This window comes from Paenibacillus sp. FSL H8-0317, assembly GCF_045040685.1.
Taxonomy (GTDB): domain Bacteria; phylum Bacillota; class Bacilli; order Paenibacillales; family Paenibacillaceae; genus Paenibacillus.
In genome coordinates, this window is record NZ_CP150294.1 from 847,480 (window position 1) to 858,969 (window position 11,490).

The 11,490-nt window shown below is 47.4% G+C and carries 10 protein-coding genes and 1 riboswitch; of the genes, 9 read left to right on the forward strand and 1 reads right to left on the reverse strand.

Translation table 11 applies throughout. The annotated features are described in order from the left end of the window. Window positions 1-124: 124 nt before the first annotated feature. Window positions 125-2,059 (reverse strand): amidase family protein, encoded by a 1,935-nt coding sequence (locus MHB43_RS04055; protein WP_339181845.1) that lies wholly within the window; start codon window positions 2,057-2,059, stop codon window positions 125-127. 369 nt (window positions 2,060-2,428) lie between these two features. On the opposite strand from MHB43_RS04055, the gene MHB43_RS04060 reads away from it, so the two are divergent. The 9 genes from MHB43_RS04060 (at window position 2,429) to purS (ending at window position 11,489) form a co-directional block, all read left to right on the forward strand. After that, window positions 2,429-4,558: a DNA topoisomerase III gene (locus MHB43_RS04060; protein WP_405131390.1), complete on the forward strand. Its 2,130-nt coding sequence runs from the start codon at window positions 2,429-2,431 to the stop codon at window positions 4,556-4,558. A gap of 161 nt (window positions 4,559-4,719) precedes the next feature. Continuing rightward, window positions 4,720-4,857 (forward strand): hypothetical protein, encoded by a 138-nt coding sequence (locus MHB43_RS04065; RefSeq protein ID WP_186327993.1) that lies wholly within the window; start codon window positions 4,720-4,722, stop codon window positions 4,855-4,857. Between the two features lie 125 nt (window positions 4,858-4,982). Continuing rightward, a complete protein-coding gene (locus MHB43_RS04070; RefSeq protein WP_017690702.1) occupies window positions 4,983-5,246 on the forward strand; it encodes a DUF1294 domain-containing protein in 264 nt (87 codons plus the stop codon). A 180-nt stretch (window positions 5,247-5,426) separates the two neighbouring features. Beyond that, on the forward strand, window positions 5,427-5,861 hold the full coding sequence (locus MHB43_RS04075; RefSeq protein WP_076215141.1) for a universal stress protein: 435 nt from the start codon (window positions 5,427-5,429) through the stop codon (window positions 5,859-5,861). 273 nt (window positions 5,862-6,134) lie between these two features. Beyond that, a riboswitch (purine riboswitch) is annotated at window positions 6,135-6,236 on the forward strand. A gap of 194 nt (window positions 6,237-6,430) precedes the next feature. After that, window positions 6,431-6,916, forward strand: coding sequence for a 5-(carboxyamino)imidazole ribonucleotide mutase (gene purE / locus MHB43_RS04080; protein WP_017690699.1), 486 nt, complete (start codon window positions 6,431-6,433; stop codon window positions 6,914-6,916). Beyond that, the gene (gene purK / locus MHB43_RS04085) at window positions 6,913-8,115 is read left to right on the forward strand and encodes a 5-(carboxyamino)imidazole ribonucleotide synthase (RefSeq protein ID WP_405131391.1); all 1,203 of its coding nucleotides are present in this window, start codon (window positions 6,913-6,915) and stop codon (window positions 8,113-8,115) included. Before purE ends, purK begins: the two co-directional genes overlap by 4 nt. After that, a complete protein-coding gene (purB, locus tag MHB43_RS04090) occupies window positions 8,112-9,410 on the forward strand; it encodes an adenylosuccinate lyase (protein WP_047840491.1) in 1,299 nt (432 codons plus the stop codon). Before purK ends, purB begins: the two co-directional genes overlap by 4 nt. A gap of 388 nt (window positions 9,411-9,798) precedes the next feature. Beyond that, entirely contained in the window at window positions 9,799-10,671 is an 873-nt protein-coding gene (locus tag MHB43_RS04095; protein ID WP_105405779.1) for a phosphoribosylaminoimidazolesuccinocarboxamide synthase, read from the forward strand. A 572-nt stretch (window positions 10,672-11,243) separates the two neighbouring features. Continuing rightward, window positions 11,244-11,489 (forward strand): phosphoribosylformylglycinamidine synthase subunit PurS, encoded by a 246-nt coding sequence (gene purS / locus MHB43_RS04100; RefSeq protein ID WP_017690695.1) that lies wholly within the window; start codon window positions 11,244-11,246, stop codon window positions 11,487-11,489. Window position 11,490: the final 1 nt, after the last annotated feature.

Consider the following 11,490-nt stretch of genomic DNA (forward strand, 5'->3'; position numbering starts at 1 on the left):
CCAAACTTCATGTAGTCATGAAGAGGGTGGTCTCTTTAGTGGGTTAACTCGTTTCAAAAAAGTGATATGATTGCATCTGTTTTTTGAAACGAGTTAACCGGAATTGCTTAATCCCATAAATATTTTACGGCGTAAGCTTAGGGGCTTGGCGGTGATGAGTTCCTTGTTCGTAGCTGTAAGCAAGCTTGATCAAGGTACCCTCATCAAAGGCACGACCCAGGAACTCCATGCCTACTGGCAGACCTTCTGTTGTGAAACCAGCAGGGACCGTGATCGCCGGGAAGCCGGAGAAAGGACTCAATCGGTTGTTACCCCCAGAGTTTTGTCCTTCGCCAATAACACCAGCGGCTTGTGTGGACGTAGGATAGATGATGGCATCCAGATTATTATCTGCCATAACTTTCAGCAGGGACTCACGTGTAACTTGGGTACGTTTCAGGACGATGTCCTTGTACTCTGTAGTCTCCAACGTTTGGCGTGCATCCCGAGTTTTCATGGATTGCTCCTGAGACTTGTCGAACTCTCCGGAAGCGATGATCTCGGACAGACTGTGATATGGAGCATCTGCGCCCAATGAGTCCAGATAGTCATTCAGTTGGAACTTGAATTCATATCCGCTGAGACTTGGGTATTTATTGATCTCAGTCAAGTTCGGGATAGAAATGGGGACTGCGGTAGCACCCAGTGACTTCAATTCTTCCACAGCCGTGTTGATCACGTCAGCAACGGCTTTTTCTTCAGCTTTGGTACTTGGGATGAGTTCTGTGGCCACACCGATGCGTGCACCTTTCAACCCGTTTACATCCAAGAAATCAGTGTAGCTGGAAGGGATTTTTCCAACCGCATAAGCTGTAGCGACATCCTTTTTATCATAGCCGGCTGTAGCATCCAGCATGATTGCAGCATCACTTACTGTACGAGCCATAGGTCCACCGACATCCTGTGTCAAAGCCAATGGGATAATACCTTCACGGCTGGACAGTCCAATGGTTGGACGGATACCCACAAGGCTGTTGAAGCTGGAAGGGATTCGGATCGAACCGCCAGTGTCTGTACCCATACCGGCTGCGGCAAAGTTAGATGCAATGGCTGCACCTGTTCCACCGCTTGATCCACCTGGATAGTGGTCCAGGGCGTAAGGGTTCAATGTTTGTCCACCCAATGAGCTGGATGTCGTGATGCCAAATGCGAATTCATGCAGGTTTGTTTTGCCCAAAATAATGGCGCCAGCTGCTTTGAGTTTCTTCACTTGTTCAGCATCGTGAACAGGGACGGAATCTTTCAGACAGATACAGCCTGCGGTTGTTGGCATGTCATTGGTATCGAAATTGTCTTTCACCAAAACCGGAACGCCATGCAGAGGTCCACGAGAACCTTGAGCTGCACGTTCTTCGTCCAATTGCTCCGCAATTTGGAGTGCATCCGGGTTCAGGGTTAATACGGCGTTGATGCTTACACCTTGATCATCGTATTTCTCAATGCGGTCCAGATATTTCTGAACTAGCTCTTTTGATGTCAGTTTTCCTTGCGTCATTGCGGCCTGGAGATCCATAATGGTTGCTTCCTCCAGCACAAACGGTTTTATGTAGTTATAAATGCGGTCTTTCAGTATGGAGAGGTCATTCTCGGTAAGTACAGCGTTTGGAAGGAAGAGGGAATCGGTATAACCTTTCATTAGCCCTGCGGTATTCAATGCACCAACAGCACCTGCGAAAGTGGCTTCATCCGGGACATCCTTGAATGATTCGGAAGTCGAATCAAGTTCGAGCCATTGTTGCAAGGCGATCGCAGCATCTTTACGTTGTACGGTTGTGCCGGAGAGTTTGTCCATGGTAAAAGGAACACCTGCAAGTGTAGCCGCTTCTTCCATGGCCTGAACAAATGCGGCCGGAGTAACAGGCGCTTTTCCTTTGGATACCGCAGCTACTGTTGTTTTACTCGTAGGCGTTGCCGTTGCGGCTGATGCCGAAGGAACCGTTCCTCCCCAAGTTGTGGCAACAACAGCTCCCGCCAGTAACAAAGCCCCACTTTTTTTCAATACAGATCCATGATAAGTCATGCATCCACGCTCCCTTCTGTGTCTCATTGATGTGTGTAGCAGCGATTCTGTTTCTATGCTTTGACACATTGTATAGTTATGTCAGATAATCTTACAATGTTTATATTTATCCAAAATAACGTATACATCAATACATTACAGTGTTAATACTTATTCATACTTCTGTTTACACGTACTCAGAAAAACTATTACATATTATAATGTAAAGAAATATAACATATGTTTGATATGTTGATTAAACATGAGGTTACAGGATGCGAGCAGATTAGGAAGTAGAGATGACAGAGCATACCTTTAGTGTGAAATGATATAATGAAAAGATAGGGATAAAAGAGACATAACGTTCTACCAGAGAGGAAGAGATATGAAGTGAAGACATTGGTACTCGCAGAAAAACCATCTGTAGCACGCGAAATAGCCAGAGTTATGGGTGCGCGTGATAAACATAAAAGTTATATGGAAGGTCCAAAATATATCGTTACCTGGGCGCTTGGACATCTGGTTGGATTAGCTGAACCGGAGGATTACGACAAAAAGTATGCAACATGGAATCTGGAGGACCTGCCCATTCTGCCAGATCGTACGAAATTGAAAGTACTTAAAGAGACCAACCATCAATATAAAGCGGTGCAGCAGCTGATGAAACGTCAGGATGTGGGTGAGCTGGTCATTGCCACGGATGCAGCACGGGAGGGAGAATTGCTGGCCCGTTGGATTATGCAGATGGCGGGGTGGAAAAAACCTTTTAAACGCCTGTGGATCTCATCCCAGACAGATAAGGCGATCAAAGACGGATTTGCTTCGCTGAAACCAGGTAGTCAGTTCGATCGTCTCTATGAATCTGCACGTTGCCGTGCGGAAGCCGACTGGATGATTGGACTTAACGTGACCCGTGCACTAACCGTTCGTTTCAATGCGCAGTTATCAGCTGGACGGGTACAAACCCCGACATTAGGCATGATTATGGACAGGGAAAATGAAATTAATGGTTTCCGCTCGCAGGAGTATGAGACGTTAACGGCAGACATGGGAGGTTTTCAGGCTGTGTGGCGGGCAGCTGGAGGAGATTCACGAATTTTCAACCCTCAAGAAACACAAGAATTGAAGAAACGGGTAGATGGGCGCAAGGGCACGATTGCCCAAGTGAAGAAAAGCGAGAAGGTTGAGCCGCATCCACTGGCATATGATCTGACGGAACTACAACGGGATGCCAACCGGAAGTATGGTTTCTCTGCAAAGCAAACATCGAATGTCCTGCAACGTCTGTATGAACAGCACAAGCTTGTGACGTATCCGCGTACGGACAGTCGATACCTCACTTCGGACATGACAGCTACGTTGAAAGAACGGCTGGATAGTGTAGCCATTGGACCTTATGCGTCTTTGGCACGTCCTTTGCTGCGCAAAAATCTGAATATCACCAAACGTATTGTGGATGACAGCAAAGTTACGGATCACCATGCGATTATCCCAACGGAGCAGACGGTGCTTTTGAATCAATTGAATCCAGAGGAACGCAAACTGTACGATCTGATCGTACGTCGTTTTATCAGCCTGTTCTATCCGGCAGCGAAGTACGATTCGGTTGCGATCACGGTTCAGGTGGGGAATGACTCCTTCCATGTCAAAGGAACAACGGTGAAAGAAAGTGGATGGCGTGAAGTATACGGCGGTGATTACAGCGATGATGACGATGACCGGGCTGACGATGCAGCAGACCATGAGCGTGCGCTTTTGCCAGATGTACAGCAAGGACAGTCCGTGACGGTTCAGCGTTGCCATATTAAAAGTGGACGGACGATGCCGCCCAAACGGTATACCGAAGCTGCTTTGCTTTCCCAGATGGAAAAGTATGGACTCGGCACTCCGGCTACACGTGCGGATATTATCGAGAAGCTTGTCAGTTCCGATACAATAGATCGTCAAGGCAACAGCATGCACCCGACTGGCAAAGGAAAACAGTTAATTGAACTGGCTGCTCCTCAGCTTCGTACACCGGATCTGACTGCTCGCTGGGAAGCTGAACTGGAGCGGATCGCTCGTGGGCAAGGGAAACCGGGACCGTTTCTGGATAGTATTCGATCCATGGCAAAAGAGTTGGTGTCTACGGTAAAAGGCAGCAAAGCGGAGTATAAGCCGCATAATGTGTCCAATAGCCATTGCCCGGACTGTAACGCACGGTTGTTGGAGAAGAAAGGCAAGCGCGGCAAGTTTCTCGTATGTCCCACCGAGGACTGCGGGTATCGTCGTTCGGCAGAGAAAAGATTGTCCAATCGTCGTTGTGCGCAGTGCCACAAAAAGATGGAAATTAAAGAAGGCAAGGCGGGGTTATATGTACAATGTCTGCCTTGCGGCATTACAGAAACGCTGGATAAGGACAAACAGCATGTGAACAAACGCGATCAGCAAAAGCTGGTGAAACAGTATGCGAAGCAGGAGTCCATTGGGTCAAACCTTGGAGATCTGCTGAAGGCGGCTATGGAGAAAAAGGGAGAGTAGAGCAAGCTCTGAGTTAGCGCAGATCGCATCACGCATGTAATGCTAGTTGCGAATAACTGACGTTATGGAGAGGGATTGCTGCGCGTATCCCTAATCATACATGTGATGCGGTATAAGATCCTCCGTTTTCAGGCAACGTAAGCCAAGGAGGTGATACCCATATGCCGCATAACAAACCCGAAAAGATCCATAACCAGCAGAACAAAGATAGCATTCGGGAAGAAAACATCGCTGTTCGTCCAGCCAAAGCAGCCAAAAGAGTACCAAGTCTGAACGGTATTCCCAAGCAGGAGTCCTAGGTCAGAGTGAGTTAGCGTTTATACACCAATTTCCGGTTCCCTACCCGGTGCGTTGAACATGTCCCGAATGAGGACTATAATGGAGACAGGGAGATGTCCCGGGACAGGGGGATCGCTAGAATTATATGCAAACCGGACTTATATTGTGGTTTTTATTTATTAATGTAGTTGGTTATCTGGTGATGTCCGATGATAAGAGGCGTGCACAACAGCGTCGTGACCGTACACCCGAACGGACGTTATTCTTATTAGCCTTTATAGGCGGTGCTTTGGGAGTCTGGATCGCAATGTATCGGAAAAGGCATAAGACTAAACATCCCAGCTTCACCATTGGTATTCCATTGTTGTTATTCTTGAATGCGGTAATCTACGGTTACTTTATTCAATGAACACATGCGTAACCGTTCATACTGTGGTCTCATATGTAAATTCATTCTTATAAATGGTTCATTGTGGCTCTGGAACGTTTAAGGAGTTACATGGTTCTGTTATTTAACTGTTAGTTTATTACATGTCAGACCGAAGCTTGCTTCGCGTGCTCTACATATAAAGGAAGGGACGGGATTCACATGTTATTTTCCAAAATATTAGTGGCTTATGATGGTTCCAAAGCTTCAAATAAAGCACTTGATCGTGCGATTGAGCTAGCGAAAGTGTCCCCGAATGCAGTGCTGGATGTCATTCATGCTTTTGATTTCCCGCGTGTATTCATCGGTGAGGGGTTGGCTCCACTGCCACCTTCCCTTAATAATGACTATTACAATCTGGCAGTACAGACGACAGATGAAGCGAAAGAACGAATTCAGGCTGCGGGTGTAACGGCCAATGTGGATCTGATTCAAGGAGCGGCTGCGGAAGTATTGCTTGATTTTGCCAAAGAAAATGATTCTGATATCATTATTATTGGTAGCCGCGGACTGGGTGGAATTCGGGAATTTGTTCTGGGTAGTGTCAGTCACAATGTGGTGCAGCATGCGCAGGTTCCAGTACTGGTCGTAAAATAATAATGGATGAAGTGTGTACGCACTAAAAAGCAGGAAGCCGGTTGTCTTCGAGAGATTGAAGAGGAGCCGGCTTTCTTTTATGGGATGAAATGGATGACTAAGCGAATCTAAAGAAGCAATTCCCGAACATTATATTTGTCAATATGTTAAATGTTCGTCTTTAAGTTGACATTAGCTGTAGGGGATTGTTAGAATGTTAGATGTGTCGATCAGGTAAGAATAAGGTCGAGTAGGAACGAAATATGTAATAAGAGATAACAAAAATGAACGATGATAGTTTGATAGATATTTGCTCGTATAACGCCGGGAATAGGGCCCGGAAGTATCTACCCGGGAACCGTAAATTTCCGGACTACGAGGAGATACGGCTGAGAGTCGCACGCAACCAGATGCGGACAGCAAGCCCCCTTTTGGCATGCCCAAATGAGGGATACGTATTTCTTGGAGTCCGGTGTCCGGAGAAAATGTGATGTTTTCGCGGGTAGCGGATTTTTTCATTTCACACGTAATAAGAGTTCCTTAATAGTCAGATGTAATCAAAAAAGCTCAGACGGGAGTTGGATGTATTCATGTCACTGCAAGTCGCTGTAATTATGGGCAGCAAGTCGGATTGGGAAACGATGAAACATGCGTGCGAGGTGCTGGATGAGCTGGAGATTGGGTATGAGAAAAAGGTGGTCTCCGCCCATCGTACACCGGATTTGATGTTTGAATACGCAGAGCAAGCAATTGATCGAGGATTCAAGGTGATCATTGCAGGGGCAGGCGGGGCAGCACATCTACCCGGTATGGTTGCCGCCAAAACGATGCTTCCGGTCATTGGCGTTCCGGTTCAGTCCAAAGCATTGAACGGTCTCGATTCCTTGTTGTCCATTGTTCAGATGCCTGGTGGTATTCCCGTCGCAACTGTGGCGATTGGCAAGGCAGGGGCAACGAATGCAGGATTGCTGGCAGCTCAAATGATCGGTGCTTTTGACCCAGATGTCCAACGTCGCTCTGAAGCTCGCCGAGAGCGCATCAAACAAGAAGTACTCGAAAGCAGTGAAGAACTATGAATAGTACAGGGAACCAATCCGGTATAGCAGGAGAGCTGAAAAATGTCCTGCTGCCGGGGAAGACAACCATCGGCATTCTTGGAGGCGGACAGCTCGGACGTATGATGACGCTCGCAGGAACGGCAATGGGTTATCGATTCGTTACTCTTGATCCGGCTGCGGATACACCTTGTGGTCAAGTTGCTCGTCAGATTGAAGCTGGTTATGACGATGCCAAAGCTGCACTTGAACTGGCTCGGCAATGCGATGTCATTACGTATGAATTCGAAAATGTGGATGCAGAAGTCGCTGGGCTGCTCGAGCGTGAGTCTTACGTTCCACAAGGAAGTGCGTTACTGTACACCACACAACATCGGTTGCGTGAAAAACGTGCGATCGAAGCTGCTGGAGTAAGAGTCGCGCCTTATCGTGAGATCACAAGTGCGGATACAATGCTTGCTGCTGTTAGCGAACTTGGAGTGCCGTGTGTACTGAAGACGGTGACTGGAGGCTACGATGGCAAAGGTCAACGGGTCATCCGGGAAGCAAGTCAGGCTGTTGCGGCATACGAAGAACTTGCGGCTACTGGTGCGGAACTGGTGTTGGAACAATTCATCAAGTTTGAATGCGAGATATCGGTCGTTGTAGCGCGTAGTACAAATGGGGAGATCAAAACGTTCCCGCCAGCGGAGAACATTCATGTGAACAACATTTTGCATGCTTCAATTGTACCGGCTAGAGTTGCCGCAGATATCCAGATTGAAGCGCAAAAGCTGGCAGCAGCGGTGGCAGAATCGATGAAGGCTGTTGGGCTGCTGGCTGTGGAACTGTTTGTAGCGGCGGATGGAAGACTGTACGTCAATGAGCTGGCACCAAGACCGCATAATTCTGGTCACTATACGATGGAAGCTTGTGCGACTTCTCAGTTCGAACAACATATCCGTGCCATCTGCGGGTTACCACTTGGGGACACTTCGTTATTGAGTCCGGTCGTTATGGTCAATGTGCTTGGAGAACATCTGGAAGGCATTATCGCCAGAACAGGGCAACCTGATGCAGAAGCGATAGAACTCGGTGTGATTCCCAAGCTTCACATATATGGTAAAACTGAAGCAAAAACAGGACGGAAGATGGGGCATGTGAATCTGCTCTGTCAGGATGTTGAAGAAGGATTGCAATGGATTGAACAAACTAACCTCTGGAGGAATACAAATTCATGATTGAACGTTATAGCAGACCCGAAATGAGAGCCATCTGGACCGAAGAGAACAAATTCCAATCGTGGCTGGAAGTTGAAATTTGTGCATGTGAGGCGTGGGCTGAACTGGGTGTAATTCCTAAGGAAGAAGCAGCATTGCTTCGTCAGAACGCATCTTTTGACATCGACCGGATCTATGAGATTGAACAGGAAACACGTCATGACGTTATCGCATTTACACGTACAGTATCTGAAAGTCTGGGTGCGGAACGGAAATGGGTGCACTACGGACTGACTTCCACAGATGTCGTGGATACGGCTCTGGGTTATGTACTGCGTCAAGCGAATGAGATTCTGGAAAAGGATATCGTGAACTTCATTGAAATTCTTCGTGAAAAAGCACTGGCTTATCAGCACACACCAATGATGGGACGTACGCACGGGGTGCATGCGGAGCCAACGACATTTGGACTGAAAATGGCATTGTGGCATGAAGAGATGAAACGGAACCTGGAGCGTTTCCGTCATGCGGCAGACAATGTACAGTACGGCAAAATCTCTGGCGCAGTAGGAACATACGCGAACATCGATCCGTTTGTCGAAGAGTTTGTCTGTGAGAAGCTGGGCACGAAACCTGCGCCGATCTCGACTCAAACATTGCAACGTGACCGTCACGCAGAATATATGGCTACACTGGCATTGATCGCAACGTCCCTGGACAAGTTTGCTACAGAGGTACGTGCACTGCAGAAGAGTGAATTCCGTGAAGTGGAAGAAGCTTTTGCTAAAGGTCAAAAAGGATCTTCTGCAATGCCGCACAAACGTAACCCAATTGGTAGTGAAAACATCTCAGGTCTGTCCCGCGTTATTCGCGGACACATGGTATCGGCATACGAGAACGTAACGCTCTGGCATGAACGCGACATCTCGCACTCTTCCGTAGAACGTATCATTCTACCGGATGCAACGATGCTGCTGAACTACATGCTGAACCGTTTTGGTAACATCGTGAAGAACCTGACGGTTTTCCCTGAGAACATGAAACGCAACATGGAGCGCACCTACGGGGTACCGTTCTCCGGTCGCATCATGACAAAACTGATCGACAAAGGCTTCAGCCGCGAGCAAGCGTACGATACCGTTCAACCACGTGCGATGCAAGCATGGGAAGAACAACGCCAGTTCCAGGATATCGTGAAATCCACACCGGAAATCACAGAAGTGCTGAACGAAGAAGAAATTGCAGATGCATTCAACCCATCATGGCACCTTAAGCACGTAGACACCATCTTCAAAAAGCTGGGCTTGAACGACTAATATATAACTCCCATAAGGCTATAGCGTATAGCGCAGAATGATGGTTTTACAGGGAACGCAGAGGACAAAAATAAGCTGAAGAAGCGAAGCTAAAAGCTTTCTGAAAGAAAGCTACTTCGGAAGCATACGCTGCGCCTTTATCAAATTTAGAACAAGTTTTACTCCCTAAAAGTATAGGTTGATTATGTGTTCACGCTGGAACGGAGAAGGCAGAAAAAACCTGAAGAAGCAAAGCGCTCGCCTTTATCCCCGGATTTTCACTTTGCAAAAGTGGAATCAAAAAATCTGGGGATAACAGCGATCGGAAGGTTGTTCTGCATTCATAGTGGCCCCGCGTGAAGAGGGGAATTGGACGTATACTTTACATCTCCTGAAAGAAGGTGAGCCCATGGCACTGTCCACTGCGGCAGATCTCGTTAAAGCACCTCTGTTATATAAAGGAAAAGTACGTGAATTGTACGATCTGGGTGAACATTTTCTGATCGTGGTTACCGACCGAATCTCGGCATTTGATTACGTGCTGGACCCGGCAGTTCCCGAGAAAGGAAACGTATTGAATAAACTCAGCAGCTTCTGGTTCGAACTGACGGGTGACATGATGGAGAATCACGTCGTTCATACCGATGTGAATCAACTGGGTGATCTCATCACAGACCCTGAATTGCTCAAAGACCGCATCATGGTAACCCGCAAAGCAGAACGCATTGATATTGAATGTGTCGTGCGTGGATACATCACTGGTGGAGGATGGAGACAATACGAGACGAGTGGTGAAGTGAATGGCATTAAACTGCCTGATGGACTTCGCAAAAACGCCAAGCTTGAAGTTCCCATTTTCACACCGGCAGCCAAAAACGATGTTGGTCACGATGAGGACATCCCAATGGATCGCATGAAAGAACTGGTGGGAGACGCACTCGCAGTGGAGCTTCAGGAAAAAAGCTTGCGCCTGTATGAATTCGCCCGCGATTACTGTGATCAACGTGGCATCATTCTGGCAGACTGCAAATTCGAGTTTGGCATCGTGGATGGCAAGGTCATCCTGATTGACGAAATCTTCACCCCAGATGCTTCTCGCTTCTGGGCCAAAGAGAATTATGAACTCGACATCGAGATCGACAGCATGGATAAAGAGCCAGTGCGCACCTATCTTGCCGGAACCGATTGGGACAAGAACAGCAAACCCGATCCACTCCCACAAGCGGTAGTTGAAGCAACAACCGCTAGATACGTCGATATTTATAACCGTTTAACGAAATAATAACGTTTGAGGAGACTAACGTTTGAGCGGGCTACGAGAAAGTTTGGCTTTCGATCGCTGTTGCCCCCGGAATGTTTTGATTGGAATCCTTTTTTTAAAAGGAAACATTCCGGTTGCAAAGGCGAGCACTTCGTTTCTCTAGCTCAAATCTTTCCCTCCGCCAGTGTTAAAACTGGTGGGTGAGGCAATTAAAGACAAAGACTTCTCTTCACATACAGGAAGTCTACAAATATAAAAATAATAAGGTTACTAAAGTAACTTAAAGACCATTCACCATTCACTGTTTTGAAGGAATGGTCAGGCTAGACCATTACCCACCGTGCAACGTAAAAGGTTTAGGCCTTTAAGAAACGTCGCATGGACTAGCGGAGGGGCGGAATTGTTCTTAAAGGAGCGATAGCGCTCGCCTTTGTCCCCGGGTTTTGACCGCACAGTGGGCCAAAACAATCAAAAAACCTGGGGACAACAAGCGACCGGAAGAACAATCCGCCCCGGAGCAAGCGCCCCAAGTCACCTTTTTTAACAGCGTAAAGCATTTATCCCGTTCATTACTGAGGAGGAACATAAGGATCATGATCAAAGCAACCGTATATGTCACTATTAAGCAAAGCGTACTCGACCCGCAAGGCGTAGCTGTTCAAGGAGCCCTGCATTCCATGGGATTCAACGAAGTGGAAAGTGTACGGATCGGTAAAGTCATGGAATTGAACCTGGATACAACAGATCGTGCGGAAGCGGAGAAACGATTGAAAGTCATGTGTGAAAAGCTGCTGGCCAACACCGTTGTTGAAGATTACCGCTACGAATTGGAGGGTTAAT